Annotated in this window: 13 protein-coding genes and 1 pseudogene; 5 read left to right on the forward strand and 9 right to left on the reverse strand. The window is 74.5% G+C overall.

Going from position 1 to position 17991, the window contains the following annotated elements; genetic code table 11:
* Positions 1-48 precede the first annotated feature (48 nt).
* Positions 49-1314 carry a GAF domain-containing protein gene (locus DEH69_RS29605; protein WP_113690073.1) on the forward strand — a complete coding sequence of 422 codons (1266 nt, stop codon included), beginning with the start codon at positions 49-51 and terminating at the stop codon, positions 1312-1314.
* A gap of 83 nt (positions 1315-1397) precedes the next feature.
* Here the strand turns inward: DEH69_RS29605 and DEH69_RS33240 are convergent.
* Together DEH69_RS33240 and DEH69_RS29615 are read right to left on the reverse strand one after the other, a co-directional pair.
* Positions 1398-1589, reverse strand: a pseudogene (locus tag DEH69_RS33240) (pirin family protein); the annotation flags it as partial.
* A gap of 15 nt (positions 1590-1604) precedes the next feature.
* Entirely contained in the window at positions 1605-3041 is a 1437-nt protein-coding gene (locus DEH69_RS29615) for a helix-turn-helix transcriptional regulator (protein ID WP_181727660.1), read from the reverse strand.
* A gap of 211 nt (positions 3042-3252) precedes the next feature.
* On the opposite strand from DEH69_RS29615, the gene DEH69_RS29620 reads away from it, so the two are divergent.
* From DEH69_RS29620 to DEH69_RS29630, 3 genes are all read left to right on the forward strand, one after another.
* Positions 3253-3879, forward strand: coding sequence for a hypothetical protein (locus DEH69_RS29620; protein ID WP_113690075.1), 627 nt, complete (start codon positions 3253-3255; stop codon positions 3877-3879).
* Positions 3880-4120: 241 nt separating this feature from the next.
* Entirely contained in the window at positions 4121-5203 is a 1083-nt protein-coding gene (locus DEH69_RS29625) for a LacI family DNA-binding transcriptional regulator (RefSeq protein WP_258535052.1), read from the forward strand.
* Between the two features lie 111 nt (positions 5204-5314).
* Positions 5315-6934 carry a glycoside hydrolase family 13 protein gene (locus DEH69_RS29630; protein ID WP_258535053.1) on the forward strand — a complete coding sequence of 540 codons (1620 nt, stop codon included), beginning with the start codon at positions 5315-5317 and terminating at the stop codon, positions 6932-6934.
* A gap of 47 nt (positions 6935-6981) precedes the next feature.
* Here DEH69_RS29630 and DEH69_RS29635 read toward each other — a convergent pair whose 3' ends face one another.
* The 6 genes from DEH69_RS29635 to DEH69_RS29660 form a co-directional block, all read right to left on the reverse strand.
* Positions 6982-7353, reverse strand: coding sequence for a GntR family transcriptional regulator (locus tag DEH69_RS29635; RefSeq protein ID WP_113690077.1), 372 nt, complete (start codon positions 7351-7353; stop codon positions 6982-6984).
* A complete protein-coding gene (locus tag DEH69_RS29640) occupies positions 7350-8738 on the reverse strand; it encodes a lysine N(6)-hydroxylase/L-ornithine N(5)-oxygenase family protein (RefSeq protein WP_113690078.1) in 1389 nt (462 codons plus the stop codon). The genes DEH69_RS29635 and DEH69_RS29640 overlap by 4 nt, the downstream gene beginning before the upstream one ends.
* Positions 8735-10267, reverse strand: a complete 1533-nt coding sequence (locus DEH69_RS29645; RefSeq protein ID WP_113690079.1) for a pyridoxal-dependent decarboxylase — start codon at positions 10265-10267, stop codon at positions 8735-8737. Before DEH69_RS29645 ends, DEH69_RS29640 begins: the two co-directional genes overlap by 4 nt.
* 96 nt (positions 10268-10363) lie before the next feature.
* A complete protein-coding gene (locus DEH69_RS29650; protein WP_113690080.1) occupies positions 10364-11464 on the reverse strand; it encodes a hypothetical protein in 1101 nt (366 codons plus the stop codon).
* Positions 11461-15093, reverse strand: coding sequence for a DNA polymerase III subunit alpha (locus DEH69_RS29655; RefSeq protein WP_113690081.1), 3633 nt, complete (start codon positions 15091-15093; stop codon positions 11461-11463). The genes DEH69_RS29650 and DEH69_RS29655 overlap by 4 nt, the downstream gene beginning before the upstream one ends.
* A 227-nt stretch (positions 15094-15320) precedes the next feature.
* Complete coding sequence (locus tag DEH69_RS29660) at positions 15321-15863, reverse strand: AAA family ATPase (RefSeq protein WP_113690082.1); 543 nt, start codon at positions 15861-15863, stop codon at positions 15321-15323.
* A gap of 22 nt (positions 15864-15885) precedes the next feature.
* Between DEH69_RS29660 and DEH69_RS29665 the strand changes: the two genes are divergently transcribed.
* Positions 15886-16575, forward strand: a complete 690-nt coding sequence (locus DEH69_RS29665; RefSeq protein WP_258535054.1) for an HAD family phosphatase — start codon at positions 15886-15888, stop codon at positions 16573-16575.
* A gap of 581 nt (positions 16576-17156) precedes the next feature.
* Here the strand turns inward: DEH69_RS29665 and DEH69_RS29675 are convergent.
* Positions 17157-17963, reverse strand: a complete 807-nt coding sequence (locus tag DEH69_RS29675) for a phytanoyl-CoA dioxygenase family protein (protein ID WP_113690083.1) — start codon at positions 17961-17963, stop codon at positions 17157-17159.
* Positions 17964-17991 lie beyond the last annotated feature (28 nt).

Here is a 17991-nt window from a genome sequence, read left to right on the forward strand (position 1 = left end):
GCTCGCACGGCTTGTACGGCTTGAACGGCTTGAACGCGGGGGTCGGCGATGACTGCCGGGCACGTGGCGCTGCCGCCGGGCACGGACCCGGCGGGGCTGCGGCGTGCGGTGGCGAGGGCGCACGAGGAGTTCCTTGCGACCGGCTGGCCCTCAGGCCCGCTGCGCGGCGTGGTGCGCGAATCGTGGCAGCGCTCGCGGAGCCTGGGCGTCGACCCCGACGCGGCCACGCCTCCCGATCCCCTGCCCGAGGCCGAGCTGCGCGGCTACCGGCGCGAGCACCCGCTGGCCGCGGTGCTGCCCGTGATCCGCAGCCTGCTGGTGGAGACGGCGCGCGACGATGACCAGGTCGCGGCCGTGGGCGACGGCGCGGGTCGGCTGCTGTGGGTCGAGGGCTCCCCCTCGCTGCTGTCGCGCGCGGAGCGGATCGGCTTCGCCGAGGGCGCCAACTGGGCCGAGCACGCCGCGGGCACCAACGCGCCAGGCACCGCGCTCGCGCTCGGCCAGCCGGTCCAGATCTATGCGAGCGAGCACTTCAGCCGACCCGTTCAGCCGTGGAGCTGTGCGGCGGCGCCGGTGCGCGACCCGGGCAGCGGCGCGGTGCTCGGCGTGCTCGACCTGACGGGCGGGGACCACATCGCCGCGCCCCACGCGCTCTCGCTGGTGCGGGCCACGGTCGCCGCGGTGGAGGCGGAGCTGCGGCTGCTGAGGGTGGGCGGCGGGTCGGCCCGTTCCCCGGTGGCCGGGGCCGCGCGGCTCGAGGTGCTGGGGCGCGACCGGGCCGCGTTCACCTGGGCCGGAGGGCGGGTCGAGCTGAGTCCCCGGCACTCGGAGATCCTGTATCTGCTCTCCCGGCGCCCGCGCGGGCTGACGGCCGAGGCGCTTGAGGCGCTGCTGCGGACGGGCGAGGCGGCTCCGGTGACCGTGCGGGCGGAAATGTCGCGGCTGCGGCGGCTGTTGGGGCCCGGGCTGCTGGCGTCGCGGCCCTACCGGCTGACGGCGCCGGTCGCGGTGGACGCGGACGAGGTGCGCGAGCTGATCGCGGGGGGTGCGCTGCGGCACGCGATGAGCCGCTACCGCGGCCCGCTGCTGCCGCGCTCCGAGGCGCCTGGGGTGGTCGAGGCCCGGGTGGATCTCGAGTGCGCGCTGCGCGCCGTGCTCCGCGAACGGGGCGGCGCCGACCTCCTGGTGGAGTGGACCGCGAGGCCCGAGTACGCCGACGACGTGGAGATGCTTCAGGCCGCGCGCGACGCGTTGCCGCAGGGGTCGGCACGCGCGCTGATGCTCGACGCGCGGCTGCGGCGGGTGTTGTGGTGAGGCGACCCGCGGCCGCGGAGGGTGCGGGGGCGGCTCATGGCTAGGCGTCCCTCCCGTAGCCGCCCCGCGAAGCCAGCGCAGCGAAGGTCGTCGGGGCCGTAGTGGTCGACGAAGCACCAGGCGCCGACCATGCGGCGCCCCAGCGTCGGCAGCGGCCGCCGCACGACGGTGCTCTCGCCCAGCGGGACCTCCCGGCCACGCTGGAGCTCACGGGCCGGTCCCGAGGGGGCCGCGGCACACTCGGCGGCGGCGGGCCTGAGGTCGAGGTTGCTCATGCCCCCGATCCCGCCTCACTCCGCCGTCCACTTCTCCGTCTCGTGGGGGAAGCTGTACACCGTGCCCTCGCCGCCGCCGCTCGTGCGGAACGCGCGGCCGTCGTCGTCGACGCGCAGGGTGCCGCGTTCGTCGCCGCTGCTCCACACCAGCTCGACGTACCACGAGCAGTCACACGCCGAGGCGGACGCAAAGACGCGCAGGGCCAGCGGCTCGTCGTCGGTGACGGAGTAGGGCAGCCCCGGGTTGCGCAGCGTCTGCCCGCTGTCCCCGTCGAAGCCGTCGACCGGGCGGGCGATGGGGCGTTGCTCGTCCAGGTCGACGGCGAACGCGGCCGGGGTGAGGGCGCCGCCGCAGCCGAGCGACATGTCGAACGCGGGCCAGTCCAGCGGGGCGCTCCGCTCGGTAACGCGGACGTGGAGGGATTCGACCACGACGGGGGCGTCGCCCGACGGGCGGACGGTGGCCTCGACGATCGTGGAGCCGCCGTGCACCGCGCCCAGGCGCTCGGCCCAGGGCTCGGCGTCCTGCTGGATCGGGGGTGGCGGCACCTCGGCCGCTGGCCTGTCGACCAGGTAGCGGTGGCCGCAACCGCCCTCCCACACATGGGACCTGGCCGTCCAGGTGAGCGGGGCCTCGGGGGAACGCGATGGCTCGTCGGACGGCGGCGCCTCGGTGTCGTTCCCCGTGGTGCTCTCGGACGAGGAGCCCTCCGGCGTGTGCGCGTCGCCCTCGTCGCCCTCCTCCGCGGGGGCGTCCCCCTCGGGGCTGGCCTCGGGTATGGGCTCCTCGTCCGGGGCGCCGTCGGCGGCGGGGGCGCCGCCCGAGGTGCCGCCGTCGGCGACGGTGGTGCCGTCGCGGTGGGTGCCGCCGGATGTGGTGGCGTTCACCAGGGTGGCCACGAGGACGGCGAGCACGGCGACCCCGGCGACCAGGAGCCACCAGGGGCCGCGGGAGGAGCGCCACGAGGAGCGCTCGGGGGCGCTGACCGGTCCGCCGATGTCGAGGGCGGTGGCCGCCGCGGAGCCGTCGCCCGACGGGGGCAACGCCTCGGGCTCGGCGGGCGGTTCAGGCCCGGGCTCGGCGGGCGGTTCAGGCCCGGGCTCGGGGGGCGGTTCAGGCCCGGGCTCGGGGGCGGCCACCGGCGCGGGCGCGGCTGACTCCGTGGCCCCGGCCGCCGCCCTGCCGCCCTGCCGGGCCACGGGGCGCAGCGCCTCGGCGCGCACCCACAGCCGGTGCAGCTCCACCAGCTCGTCCGCCGTCGCCCCGCACAGCCGGGCCAGCCGCTCCACCGGCGCGTAGTCGGCCGGGACCACGGTGCCCGAGCAGTAGCGGTGCAGCGTCGACGTGCTGGTGTGCAGCCGCCTGGCCAGCGTGCCGAAGCTGTGGCCCGAGCGGTCCTTGAGCTCGCGCAGCCGGGCGGCGAACTCCTCCGCGGCCTGCTTCCCGGTCATGTCTCTTCCATCCCCGTCCCCCCCTTCCCTGGCCCTTCCCATGCCCTGCGCGTCCCGCGCGGCCGTTCCAGGAGGGGTTCATCGTCGCACGTCAGCGTAGCCGTGCGCGTTCCCGCGTCCCCGATCGGCGCCCAAACGTTGCCCGGGGAACGGGCCCGCCCCCAGGCTGCCCTGGCAGACGCATCCGCATGACCGAATCCTTGGGGGATCCGTGAACCTTGCTGTATCCGGGCGCCGTTACGCGGTGGCCGGTTCCCTGGCGGCCGCGTGCCTGCTGGCCGTCGCCTCGTCCCCGACCGCGCAGGCGGCCGTCGAGCCGGTCGGGGACGCCGCGTTCCTCGACGGGGGTGAGATGCCGTACCACCCCGACGGCTGGTACGCGTACGGGCCGGTCGAAGGACTGCCCGAATCCCCGGTGTTCTGCTTCGACGGCGTGCTGCCCACCGAGGGCGCGAGCCACACGTCGTTCTGGACGGAGCTCGACACCAACGGCCTCCAGGTGATCGTGGAGACCGGCGACGAGGACGAGGCGGCCGAGCTGGCCACCGCGCTCGAGGCGGCCGCGGCGGACTGCGCGGCCGACTGGCTGCGGGAGAACCCGGGTTCGACCGCGGCGTGGGACGACTACGGGTCGGTCGTGGCCGCGGACGGCGGCCACATCTACGGCGTGCACACCGCGCCGCCCCAAGCCGGGCACGGCGTGCGGCTGTTCGGCGTCGGGCGGGACGGGACGCGCGTGACGCTCGTCGACTGGGGCCAGATGGGCACGCTGGAGCACGCCCCGGTGGGCGATTTCTCGACAACCCTCGCCGCGGCACTCGGGAAGCTGGGAGCCTGAGCCCGTCACCATCGTTCCGGCGCCTGCCCGTACGGGGGCGGGCAGGCGCCGGAACGGTCCACCGAAGTCCCCTTTGATGTACACGTTTACATCATCCGTTTCAGGCGTTTCACCTGCGATTATCGTCAACTTGACGGCGCGGCAGGGAAATTCGGCGGCAAGCCAAGATCTTTTCATGTAAACGATTGCATTACCTCAGGGATCGGCAGTACGTTCGGCACACTGCCGTGATCGGAGGGTTATGGCCGCCAGCATCATCGACGTCGCCAGGCGCGCGGAGGTGTCCACCGCGACCGTCTCCCGCGCACTGCGCGGACTGCCGAACGTCTCGGAGGCGACCCGTGAGCGCGTGCTGCGCGCCGCGGAGGAGCTGAGCTACGCGATCTCCCCGCACGCCTCATCCCTCGCCTCGGGCAGGACCGGCACGGTGGGCGTCGTCCTGCCGTTCGTCAACCGGTGGTTCTACAGCCAGGTCGTCGCGGGCATCGACTCCGTGCTGCGCGCCAACGACCTGGACCTGCTGCTCTACAACCTCGGCGACGAGCGGGTCCACGAGCGCTTCTTCGCCAGGATGCCGTTGCGCCGCCGCGTCGACGCGCTGATCGTGCTCAACCTCCCGCTGTCCGCGGCCGAGTGCGAGGCGCTGGTGTCGATGGAGGTGCCGATCTCCGTGCTCGGCACCCGCATTCCCGGCTGCTGGCACGTCTCCATCGACAACGCGGAGGGCACGAGCACGGCCATCCGCCACCTCATCAACCTGGGACACCGCCGGATCGGTATGATCACCGGCGCACTTGGGGATCCCAGGGGCTTCACCACGCCCATAGTCCGCCAGCACGCCTACCGCGCGGTGCTGGCCCAGGCGGGTATCCCGTACGACCCGGATCTCGAGGCCCCGGGGCACTTCGGCATCGAGGAGGGCGCGTCCGCGATGGCGCGGCTCCTGAGCCTGCCGGACCCGCCCACCGCGGTCTTCGCCGAGTCGGACCAGATGGCGTTCGGCGCGCTCCGGACGCTCAACCGCATGGGACTGCGGGCCCCCGACGACGTGTCCGTCGTCGGGTTCGACGACCACGAGACCGCGGAGCTGCTTGATCTCACCACTGTTGCCCAACCAGTAGCTCACCAGGGGGAGTTGCTTGCCCGCCAGATTCTGGACGCGCTGTCCGGGGCGAGCGAGGAACCGACCCGGGTGGTGGTGCCCACACGTCTGATCGTCCGCGGCACCACGGGCGCGGCACGGGCAGCGCGCCCCCGTAAAGATCACTCCTCACCCCGGCCGGGACCTGAACCGGACCAGCACAGCCGCACCAGTGCGCGGTGAGCCGCTCGATCCGCGCATTTTCCAGGGTCAACTCGCAAGAGGAATGGAAGATACGTGCCCCGCACTCGTATTGATGACACCACGGCCGCACCCTGGTGGCGCACTGCCGTCGTGTATCAGGTCTACATCCGCAGCTTCGCCGACGGCAACGGCGACGGCATCGGAGACATCGCCGGACTGCGCGCCAGGATGCCCTATCTGAGGGAGCTCGGCGTCGACGCCGTCTGGATCAACCCGTGGTACCCGTCGCCGATGGCGGACGGGGGCTACGACGTCTCCGACTACCGCGGCATCGACCCGTCGTTCGGCACCCTGGCCGAGGCCGAGGAGATGATCGCCGAGGCGCACGCCCTCGGGATCCGCGTCGTGCTCGACATCGTGCCGAACCACACATCGGACCAGCACCGCTGGTTCGCCGAAGCCCTCGCCTCGGCCCCCGGCTCACCCGAGCGAGAGCGTTATGTCTTCAGGGACGGCAAGGGCCCCGACGGCTCGCTGCCGCCCAACGACTGGCGCAGCCGCTTCGGCGGGCGCGCCTGGACCCGGATCACCGAGCCCGACGGCACCCCGGGCCAGTGGTATCTGCACCTCTTCGCCGCCGAGCAGCCCGACCTCAACTGGAACAGCCGCGAGGTGCGGGCGGAGTTCGAGTCGATCCTGCGGTTCTGGTTCGACCGGGGCGTCGACGGCTTCCGCGTCGACGTGGCGCACGGCCTGGTCAAGCAGCCGGGGCTGCCGGACATCGGGCTGCCCGACGAGGCGCTGTTCGACGAGGAGCGGCGGCGGCCCAACCATCCGCACTGGGACGTCGACAGCGTCCACGAGATCTACCAGACGTGGCGGAAGATCGCGGACTCGTACGCGGACGAGCGGGTGTTCGTGGCCGAGGCGCATGTGCACGAGGAACGCCTGCCGCTGTACGTGCGCCAGGACGAGCTGCACACCGCGTTCAACTTCCCCTTTCTCAAGGCCCCTTGGGAGGCGAAGGAGCTACGCGCGGTGATCGATCAGAGCATCTGCGCCCTCGCCCTCGTGGGGGCCCCTCCGACCTGGGTGCTCTCCAATCACGACGTGCCGCGGCATGTGACCCGCTACGGCCGCGACTGCACCCGCACGCTGGAGCACGACGTCGAGCCGGGGCCGAGCGACCGGACGCTGGGGACGCGGCGGGCGCGGGCGGCGGCGCTGCTGACGATGGCGCTGCCGGGCAGCGCCTATGTCTACCAGGGCGAGGAGCTGGGCCTGTGGGAGGTGGAGGACCTGCCCGAGGAGTCGTTGCAGGACCCCACGTGGCGGCGTTCGGGCCACACGGTGCGCGGCCGGGACGGCTGCCGGGTGCCGCTGCCGTGGTCGGGCATGGACGCGCCGTTCGGCTTCGGGCCCAAGGGCAGCGAGCCCTGGCTGCCGCAGCCCGCCGACTGGGCCGGGGCGTCGGCGCAGGCGCAGTCGGGGACGCCGGGGTCGATGCTGGAGCTGTACCGGACGGCGCTGCGGCTGCGGCAGGAGCAGCCGGGGTTCCGCGGTGAGTCGCTGACGTGGCTCGACACCCCCGACGGGGTGCTGGGCTTCGAGCGGTCGCCGGTGCTGCGCTGCCTGGTGAACTTCTCGGCGGATCCGCTGCCGCTCCCGAAGAACTGGGGCGTGCTGCTGGCCAGCGACCGGATCCCCGGCGGCATGCTGCCCGCGGACACCACGGTGTGGCTGTGGGGCGGGGGCGCCGCGCGGCGCTGAGAGGCGCCGCGCCTGAGCCCATTGCGCCGGTGCCCGTCACATGGCCGTCAAGGAGCGGCGTAGGCGGCGCGGATCGCGTCCTCGACCGCGGCCCGCGCCGCGGCCCGGTCGAGGCCGAGCCGCCGCGCGCGCTCCGCGTACGCCAGGGCCGCCGCCGCCGCCTCCCGCGCGGCGGCGTCCCCGGCCGCGGCGACGAACGTGCCGTTGCGGCCCCTGGTCTCGACGACGCCGTCGGCCTCAAGGGCGCGATACGCCTTGGCCACGGTGTTGGCGGCTAGGCCGAGGTCGTCGGCGAGGCCGCGGACGGTGGGCAGTCGGTAGCCCACGGGCAGGCGCCCGGATCGCGCCTGGTCGGCGATCTGGGCGCGCAGCTGCTCGTAGGGGGCGGCGGTCGCCGCCGGATCGATGGTGACCTTCACTCCAGCGATTGTGCCGCAGGGGCTCCGAACGTCTGGAACGCGGTGCGGCGCGGGACCCTGAAGACCTCGCTGCCCATGACCCCGTTGAGGATCACGGCGCCTCGGTAGGCGCCGATGCCCAGGTCGGGGGCGGCGGCGCCATGGGTGTGCAGCTCCGCGTTCTGCACCCACAGCCCGGCGCCGACCTCGGGGACCGTGGCGATCCTGTGGTCCGCGTCCACGGCGTAACGCCCCTGGTCGTCCCAGGCGATGAGCTTGTCGACCGGGGCCACGCAGTCGGGGCGGCGCGGGGCATAGCCGGTGGCCGCGACGATCGCGCCCGTGGTCAGCGTGGACTGCTCCCCGGTGTCGGCGTGCGCGGTGGTCAGCCGGATCCCCTCGCCGCCGGGACCCGGCTCGGCGTCGACCACGGCGGTGGCGGGGAGCAGGGTCACCGGGGGCCGGTCGCCGTCGAGCATGTGGTCGTACAGCTCGCCGTGGATGAGGTCGATGGTCTCGCTGTCGATGCCCTTGTAGAGCTGCCACTGCGAGGCCACGAGCCGGTCGCGGACGTCGGGGGCGAGCCCGTTGAAGTACCGCATGTAGGCGGGGGTGGTGTACTCGAGGACCAGCTTGGAGTAGTCGAGCGGGGCGAAGCCCCATGAGCGGGTCAGCCAGGTGAGGGCCCAGCCCGCGGAGCGCTGGCGGCGCAGCAGGTCGAGGAAGACCTCGGCGCCCGACTGGCCGCCGCCGACCACGGTGATGTCCCGCACCCCCGCCGCGGCGAGCGCGTCGATCCTGTGCAGGAACGTTCCTGAGTGGAAGACGCGGTCGCCGAGCGCGCGGGACGCGGCGGCGAGCGGGGCGGGGAGCACGGGCTCGGTGCCGACGCCGAGCACGACGTTGCGCGCGCGCCGGACGCGGGTCGCGCCCGTGGCGGTGTCGCGCAGGGTCAGCTCCCACAGGTCGCCCGCGGCGTTCCAGTGGAGGGCGTCGACCGAGGTGCCGAAGTGGAGCCCCGGCAGCCGGGCGGCGGCCCACGCGCAGTAGTCGGCGTACTCGCGCCGTGGGACGTGGAAGCGCTCGGCGACGTAGAAGGGGTACATCCGGTCGTGCTCGGCCAGGTAGTTGAGGAACGACCAGCGGCTCGTGGGCCTGACCAGGGTGACCAGGTCGGCGAGGAAGCCGACCTGGAGCCTGGCCCAGTCGAACATCAGCCCGGGGTGCCAGTCGTAGGCCGGGCGGCGGTCGTAGGCGGCGTAGGAGAGCCCCGCCACCTCGTCGGCGAGGGCCGAGAGGGAGAGGTTGAACGGGCCGATGCCGATGGCGGCCAGGTCGAGGACGGCCTCGGCGCTCGCGTTCTCGTTCGCGTCTTCGTCGGCGCTCTCGTCCACGCGCGCGGTCATGAGGTCTCCTCGCTCATGCCCGCCCGCGCGACCGCGGTGAGCAGCTCGTCGATGTCGGTCGTGGTGGCCTGGGGATTGAGCAGGGTCAGCTTGAGCCGGACCGAGCCCGCGACGTCGGTGCGGCCGATGAGCGCGGCGCCCTCGCGCAGCAGGCGGCGGCGCAGCGCGCCGTTGACCGCGTCGATCCCCGCGGGGTCCGCCGCGGCGTCGGCGGCCCGGTGCGGGAGGTAGCGGAACACGACGGTGGTGAGCACGGGTTCGGCGGCCAGCTCGAGCCTGGGGTGGGCCTCGACGGTGCGGGCGGCGTGCCTGGCCAGGTCGTGGCACGCGTCGAGCATCGCGCCGATGCCCTCGCGCCCGAGCGCGAGGAAGGTGGCGGCCACCTTGAACGCGTCCGCCCTGCGCGTCGTCTGCAACGAGTGCCCGAGCAGCCCGTCGTAGCCCTCGGCGCCGTCGTCGTCGGGGTTGAGGTAGGCCACCCTGAGGCCGGTCGAGGCGACGAGGTCGCGGCGCTCGCGGACCAGCAGGGCGCTGGCGGCCGCGGGCTGCCAGGCGGTCTTGTGCAGGTCGATCGTGACCGAGTCGGCCGCGTCGAGCCCTTCGAGCAGCGGGCGCAGCCGGTCGGAGAAGAGCGCGCCGCCCCCGTAGGCCGCGTCCACGTGCAGCCGCACCCCGTGCCGGGCGGCGACGGCGGCGATCTCGGGCAGCGGGTCGATGGAGCCGTAGTCGGTGGTGCCCGCGGTGGCGACGACGGCGATGGGCAGCTCGCCCGAGGCCCTGTTGGCCAGGGAACGAGCCAACTCCGCCGGGATCATGCGGTGTTCGGCGTCGGCGGGCACGGTGCGGACGGCGTCCTCGCCAAGCCCGAGAACGGCGCAGGCGCGGGCGACGGAGAAGTGGGCGAGCTCGGAGCAGTACACGACCGGGGTGACGGTGAGCCCGGTCAGCCCCGCGCCCCTGACGTCGGCCCGGCCGCCGAGCGCGGTGTCGCGGGCGATCAGCAGGGCCTGGAGGTTGGACGCGGTGCCGCCGGGGGTCAGGACGCCGTCGGCCTCGGGCCCGTATCCGGCGAGGTCGGCGAGGGAGCGGAGCACGCGGCGTTCTATCTCGACCGCATAGGGGCCGCTGTCCCAGGTGTCGAGCGAGGGGTTGAAGACCGAGGCGAGGACATCGGCCGCGGCGGCCACGCTCAGCGAGGGGGGCTGGAGGTGGGCGGCGGCCCTGGGGTCGGCGAGGTCGACGGTGTGGGCGGCGAAGGAGCGGGCGAGGGCGAGAATGGCGGAACGGCCGCCACCGGTACGGGGCAGCGGACCCTCGGGGAGCTGGGCGTCCACCAGGCGGGACAGCTCGGCGGGGGTGAGGGCGGGCAGCGGGCCGCTGCGGCGGCGCAGGGCGCTCGCGGCCTCCCTGGTCAGCTCGGTGACGAGGCGTCCGACATCAGCGAGACCCGCGGGGTCGGCGGCGAGCAGATCGGGCTCCAGGAGGGTGGGGGGCGCGGGTACGGGTGGTGCATGACCGGGCATGCTCATGGGTTCTTAGGGTGTCCCTTGTCTCGGTCTCGACTTCGGCTGGTCGGGCGCGGCTGATGGACGGGTGACAATTTAGGTTAGGCATACCTAAGTTTGTCAACCGGGTCCATGTGCCCCGCCGTTCCCCACCAGGCGCGCCGCGTAACCGACGGCCCCCGCGCCGAAGCGGCGCCGGGCGCGGTCGGCGGCCGCCTCGGCGCGGCGGCGGCGTTCGTCGGCCGGGTCGAGGGAGAGCTGGCGCGTGGCGTGCTCCGCCTCGGTCAGCTGCTCGGCGCGCAGCGTCACCGATCTGACCCGGGCCCGCTGGAGGCCGAGCGCGTCGTGCAGCGCGTAGGCGGTCCCGGCCAACGCCGGGGTGTGCGCGGTCGGTTCGGGCAGGGTCCTGCTGCGGGTCGTGGCGGAGCGGTCGGCGTAGCGGACGGTGAGGGTCAGGGCGCGGGCGGTCAGGGCCTCATCCCGCAGCCGGTACCCGAGGTCGTCGGCGAGGGTGAGCAGGGCGCGGCGCCGGGTGGCCGCGTCCAGCTCGTCATGGCCGAATCTCAGCTCCGCCGACGCCGAACGGGCCGGTGCCCCCGGGATGACCGGCGTGGGGTCGATGCCGCGCGCCAGGGCGTGCACGCGGCGCGCGGGGGCGGCGCCCAGGATGCGCTGAAGGGTGGCGGGCGGCACGGCGGCGATCCGGCCGACGGTGGTCAGGCCGTAGGAGGACAGCGCGCGGGCCGTGGCCGCGCCGACGCCGTGCAGCGCGTTCGCGGGCCGGTCGCCGAGGAACGCGGCGACCGCGCCCTCCTCGTCCGGCACCTCGAACACCCCGCCCGCGGTGGGGCGTTCGGGCTCTGCCGCGGCCACGGCCGCCGCGGCCATCCGCGCGAGCAGGGGGTTGGCGGCGACCCCGATGGCGCAGTCCGTGCGGTGCAGGGCCAGCGCCCGCACCCGCACCAGCCGGGCGAGCCGGGCGGCGTCGCGGCCGAAGTACCGCAGGGCGCCCCCGACATCGGCGAGCGCGGCGTCGGGCGGCAGGGCCTGGACGACGGGGGTGATGCCGTGCAGCAGCCGCAGCAGCCCGGGGTAGGCCCCGGTGGCACCGCGGTCGGTGACACCGCGGTCGGTGACACCGCGGTCGGTGACACCGCGGTCAAGGAACCGCACGAAGAGCACCCGGCGCCCCGGCGCGCTCCCCCGGGGGCTCTCGTTCATCCCGCGCTCCCCGGGCTGGCGTGCCACAGCTTGCGGGGGGCCTTGGGCGAGTCGCCCGGTGGCCTGAGGTCGGCCCAGGGGTGCAGCGAGTAGCCGGTAGACAGCTCGATCCTGCGGTCCACAGGATCCCCGCCGCGGTCATCGCCGCCGCCGTTCCCCCCGGACTCCCCGGACTCGCCGGACTCCCCGGGCTCGCCGGACTCCCCGGGCTCGCCGGGCTCCCCGGGCTCGCCGGGCTCGCCGGGCTCCCCGGACTCCCCAGGCTCGCCGCCCGCGAGGCGTTCCGCCACGGCGTCGAGGCCGCCGGCGCGGCGGAGCTCGGCCAGCTCGGCGAGATCCCAGGCGGCGTGGCCGACCACGCTCAGGGTGCGGGGGCCGCGCCGCTGCACGGTGCCGCGCACCAGCAGCAGCCACGCGTGAAAGACGGTGTGGGCGCACGCGGCGTGGCTGTCCTCGAAGAACGCCAGGTCGACCAGGCCCGTCGCGTCGTCAAGGGTGACAAAGATCACCCGCTTCCCCGAGCGGATCGGCGGCGTCTGGGTCGCCACCTTGGCCCCGGCGACCAGCACGGTCTCGCCGTGCCCCGCCTCGCGCAGGCGGCGGGCCGAGAGCGCGCCCAACTCCTCGAGGAACGCGTGATGATCGGCCAGCAGATGGCGCGAGGTCTCCATGCCGAGCACCCCGAGCTCGGCGCCCAGCCGCTCGTCCGCGTCGAGGTCGGGCAGCCAGGCGGGGGGCTCGGCGGAGGGCGCGGCCCCCTCGCCACCGCCGCCCTCGCCATGGCCACCCTCGCCACCGCCACCCTCGCCATGGCCACCGTCGCCATGGCCACCGTCGCCACCGCCCTCGCCGTCGAGGGGCAGGGGCGAGCCGCCGAGCGCCCCCGCGCCGCGCCGCTGCCGGTGCAGCTCGGCGACGCGCAGCAGCAGGTCGCGGCGGTTGGGCCCGAACGCGTCCAACGCGCCGACCTTCGCGAGCCGTTCGGCCACGGGGCGGGAGGGGGCGGCCCGGGTCATCAGGTCATCGAGGGAGGCATAGGGCCGCCCCGCCGCGATCCGCGCCGCCTCGTCCTCGCCGATGCCCCGCACCTCGCCGAGGGCGAGCCGCAGCCCCAACCGGCCAGATTCAGACTCCAGTTCGATTCGATAGGTGGCGTCCGAACGGTTCACATCGAGCGGCAGCACCGGCACCCCGCGCCTCCTGGCGTCGGCGAGCAGCAGCCGCTTGGGGTACATGCCGGGGTCGTGCGCGAGCAGCCCCGCGTAGAACGCGGCCGGGTGGTGCGCCTTGAGCCAGGCGGACTGGTAGGTCGGGACGGCGAAGGCGACGGCGTGCGCCTTGCAGAAGCCGAAGCTGCCGAACGCCTCAAGGATCTCCCAGGCCCGGGCGACCGCCTCGGGCGCGTAGCCGCGCGCAGCGCACTCCCTGGTGAACCACTCGCGCACGCGCGGCTGCCGTTCGCCGTCCGAGAGCGCGCGCCGCGCCTCGTCGGCCAGCGCGCGGTCGCAGCCGGTCAGCCGGGACAGCACGCCGATGACCTGCTCGTGGAAGATCACCACGCCATGGGTCTCGCTCAGCACCTCCTCCAGGTCCTGATGGGGGTAGCGCGGCGCGCGCCTGCCCCGCCTGGCCTCGATGAAGGGGCGCACCATGTCGGCGCCGACGGGCCCCGGCCGAAACAGCGATATGTCGACGACGAGGTCGTGGAAGGTCTCGGGCTGGAGCCTCCCGATGAGGTCGCGCTGGCCCGGCGACTCGATCTGGAAGCAGCCGAGCGTCTCGGCCGAGCGGATCAGGGCGAACGCCGCCGGGTCGTCGGGCGGCACCGCGGCGGGGTCATCCAGGTCGACGCGCTCCCCCGTGACCCGTTCGACCTCGTCGAGCGCGTGCGCCATGGCCGACTGCATCCGCACCCCCAGCACGTCGAGCTTGAGCAGCCCGAGGTCCTCGACATCCTCCTTGTCGAACTGCGACATGGCGAACCCCTCGCCGCTCGTGGGCACCACGGGCGTGCGCGCGCGCAGCGTCGCGTCGGAGAGCAGGACGCCGCACGGGTGCATGGCGACCCCGCGCGGCAGCCCGTCCAGCGCCTCGACCAGGTCCCACATCCGCGGCGGGTGGGCGTCGGGGTCGATGCCGCGCAGCTCGGGCAGCTCCGCGAGCGCGGCGCGCGCGTCCCTTGCCCTGATGTGCGGGAACGCCTTGGCCAGCCGCCCGACCTCGGCCGGGTCGAGGCCGAGCGCCAGGCCGACATCGCGGACGGCGTGCCGCACCCGGTAGGTCTCGGGCATGGCGACGGTGGCCACGCGCTCCTCCCCGAACCGCTCGAAGATCGCCCGGTATGCCTCGATGCGGCGGGCGGACTCCACGTCGATGTCGATGTCGGGCAGCGCGCCGCGGCGCGGCGAGAGGAACCGCTCCATCAGCAGCCCGTGCTCCACGGGGTCGGCCTGGGCGATGCCGAGCAGGTGGTTCACCAGGGCGCCCGCGCCCGAGCCGCGCGCCGCCACCCGGATCCCCAGCCCTCGGATGTCGTCGACGACCTGGGCGACGGTGAGGAAGTACGAGGCGAAGCCGAGCCGTCGGACGATGCCAAGCTCCTCGTCCAGGCGGGCCCAGCGCTTCGCGTCCCCGTCGTAGCCGCGCAGCACCATGCCAGCGGCGCAGCGGGAGCGCAGCACGCGGTCGGCGGTGCGCCCGGCCGCGCCGACCAGCCCGGGCTCGGGGAAGTACACGCCGCCGATGCCCAGGTCGCGGGCCGGGTCGACGCGGCAGGCCGCGGCGGTGCGCTCGGTGAGGTCGAGCAAGCGGTGGGCCGCGGACCGGCGGTATCCGGCCGCTTCGGCGATGCGCCGGGCGGCCCGCGCCATGGCGTCGGGGCCCTTGAGCCAGCGCTCGCCGTTGTCCAGGCCGCGGCGCGGATCGATGGGGACGAGGCGGCGCGCGGCGTCCAGCACGTCGGCGACCCGGCCCTGGCCCGGGTCGGCGTAGCGCACGGCGTTGGCGAGCACCGGGGTCACGCCCTGCTCGGCGGCCAGGCCGAGGGCGCGGGCGGCGGTGCGCAGCGGGCCCGCGGCGTCGACCTCGACGCGCAGCGCGTCGCCGAACCGCTCCCGCCAGGGCGCGAGCAGCGCGGCGGCGAGGTCGGGGCGCCCCGCGGCCAGCGCGCGCCCCGGCTCCGACGCGGCGCCGAGCAGCACGATCAGGCCGTCGCCCGCGGTCTCGGACCAGGGCAGCACGGGGCGTTCGCCGCGCTCCCCCGCGGCGTGGGCCGCGGTGACCAGGTGGCACAGCCGCGCCCAGCCCGCCGCGCCGTCCGCGGCGAGGAAGACGGCGCGCGGCGCGGACTCGTCGGCGTGGGCGCCCCCGCGCACGGGCGTTCGCGGACGGCGCGCGGGCTCGGGGGCGCGCTGGGGCGCCACGGCGAGATCGACCCCGTACACCGGGCGCACGCCCGCGCGCACGCACGCCTTGCTGAACCGCACCGCCCCGGCGAGGGTGTCGCGGTCGGTCAGCGCCATGGCGTCCATCCCGCGCTCACCGGCCCGCTCGGCCAGCCGCTCGGGGTGCGAGGCGCCGTACCGCTGGGAGAACCCGGACGCCACATGCAGGTGTGCGAAGCCCGGCATCCGCACCTCCTGTCACACCCGGCCCCCCTGCCTCGTCGCTGTCCGCCTCCACCATAAACCAGCCATCGAACGCGTGTGCGAATCTGACGAACGAGCAGGTCACACCCGAGAAGCGGCCCCCGCGACTGGCCGAAAAGGAACGGTGGTCACAGCGGTGGTCACAGCGTTCGCCCCGGCGTTCGCGCCCGCGTTCATCCCGGCGTTCATCCCAGCGTTCATCCCAGCGTTCACAGCCGCAGGGCGCCCCCCGCCACGGCGCCCCGCACGAGGTCAGCGGACTCCCCCGGCGTCTGGCCCGTGGTGTCGAAGGCGTGGCGTTCGTAGCGGCCCAGATCGGCGAACTGCGCGTGCATCAGCCGGATCGGCCCCGGCTCTGTGAGGGGGTGCCCCGCCCTCGCGGTGCCCCGCGCGAGGGTCGTCTCCTCGTCGGGCCGCAGCACCGCGTAGTGCAGCCCCACCCCGGCCTCCCGCGCCGCCGCGCGGAAGGGGGCGACAAACCACGGGCCGACGACGCCGTCCACGATCACCCGGTACCCACCGGCCGCGTAGCCCGCCGCGGCCCGCGCGAGCACCCCGATCACGGTCTCGTTCTGCCGCCTGGCCTCCGGCAGGTACGGCGGAACGGCCCCGCGCCGGATGAACGCCCAGAAGTCATCGGTGTGCAGATGGACCCCTGGCCCCGGCTCGTCGTCCGCCAGCAGCCGCGCCACGGTGCTCTTGCCCGCGCCTGGCGGACCCGTCACCACGATGACCTCTCCTGATGTCGCCATCGGGACAGGTTAGGCTGCCCGGGTGGCACCTCCCAGCGCATCCCGTGACAGCCGGGGATCCCTCGGTCCCTTCGACCTGATCATCTTCGACTGCGACGGCGTGCTGGTGGACAGCGAGCCCCTCGCCCTGCGCGTCTGCGTGGACCTCGGCGCCGAGCTGGGCTGGCCGCTCACCGAGGAGGAGATCATCCACCGCTTCCTCGGCCGCTCCGAGCGCGCGGTCCGCGGGCAGATCGCCGAACGGCTCGGCGATGAGGCCGCGGGCCAGTGGGGCACGCTGTACCGCGAACGCCTCGACGCCGCGATCGACACGGAGCTGACGGCGGTCGACGGCATCGTCGAGGCGCTGGACGCGATCACCGTCCCGCAGTGCATCGCGTCGAGCGGCCTGCACGCCAAGATGCGGCGGACCCTGGGCCGCACGGGGCTCTACGAGCGGTTCGCCGGGCGCATCTTCAGCGCGAGCGAGGTGGAGCGCGGCAAGCCCGAGCCCGACCTCTTCCTGCACGCCGCGTCCCGGATGGGCGCGGAGCCCGCGCGCTGCGCCGTGGTCGAGGACAGCCAGTACGGCGTCCGCGCGGCCCGCGCGGCCGGGATGCACGCGTTCGGCTACGCGGGTGGCCTGACCCCGGCCGCATGGCTTGAGGGCGAGAACACCGTGGTGTTCGACGACATGCGCAAGCTGCCCGCTCTTCTCTCGGCGGGTGGCTGAGGACGGAGCCCTTCCGCCCGCCGTCGGCCGACTTCCGCTGTCACGTGAGCGCGGGTCGCAGGAGGCGGCGGTCGGCCGACCGGGCCCGGGGCGACGCGCCTGCCCTGGCAAGGTCTGGAAGCCGACGAGCACGCGGCTCGCTCCTCGAAAACCGCCAGGTCGGGGCCTAACGGGTTGGTACCGACACCGATCCGATCGCCGCAGTGGCTCGGATCGCTCCTCAGCTGATCCGCCGGGGACGGAGCTTCTCGGGGTTTCGCACCGCCCGGATACGCCTGACCCGGTCGCCCGCGATCCGGAACCCGAACACCGTCACGATGTTGCCGTTCCGCTGCGCCGCCACGCCGGGCAGGCCGTTGACCGTGCGCTCAAGGGCGTCGTGCGGTCGCCCGGCACACGGGCAATCCCGGCATAGGCACGTGCGATCCGCTCACCGCCCACGATCGGGCGCAGGTGAGTGACGGCCAGCCCGCCGCCGTCGGCGGTCGCAGCACCGTGCTGCACCGCCCAGGCCGCCCTGACCGGGGCCCTCGCCGCGTTGCCGAATCACGCGTGGTCCTCGAGAACCGCCCGGTCAGGGCCTAGTGCGGCTCCCCGTCGAACTCCGTGCCGCACGGGCCCGCCCCCTCGCTCTCCGGCAGGGACACCGCGTCCCCGCGCATCGAGAGGCACCGGTACCAGTGCCCGATCCGCTCCGTCGAGGCCCCCACGTAGTGGCCGATGAACGAGCGGCGGAAGCGGTCGGCCGTCGTGTTGGGCTGCGAGCCGTGCACCAGGCTGCCGTTGAAGAACAGCACGTCCCCAGGCGCCATGTCGACCGGCACCGCCGCGAGACCGGGCGGCGGCGGCACATACTCCCGCACGAACGACAGCTCAGGATCCGCCTCCTCGGGGCAGAACAGGTCCATCGCGTGCGTCCCCGGCACCACCTCGAGCCCGCCGTTCGCCCGGTCGATCTCGTCGCACGCCACCCATGCCGCGACGCACGTGCCCGGCTCGACGCGCAGATAGAAGTTGTCCTGGTGCAGCGCCTGCCCGCGCGCCCCGGGCGGCTTGAAGTAGAACATGCTCTGCGCCGCCAGCACCTCCTCCCCCAGCAGCCGCTCCAGGATCCGCCGCAGCCGCGCGTCCAGCAGGTAGCGCAGCGCCACGTCGTTGATCCGGTGCGGGTGCATCACCCGCGGATAGCTGTGCAGCGGGTCGGTCGGCCCTTCGCTCTCCCGGCCGCGCGGCTCGAAGTGGCCGGGGATCGGCCCCGCCGCGTGCATCGTCATGAACTCCCCGCGCAGCTCCTCGATCTCCGCGGGGGAGAACAGGCCGCGCGCCACCAGGAAGCCCTCGTCGTGGAATTGCCTCACACTGTCGTCGATGGCCGTGTCGGTCGTCATCGAGAACGCCCCTTCCCGTGCTGTCTCC

This window comes from Streptomyces sp. PT12 (assembly GCF_003311645.1).
In the GTDB taxonomy this organism is placed as follows: domain Bacteria; phylum Actinomycetota; class Actinomycetes; order Streptomycetales; family Streptomycetaceae; genus Streptomyces.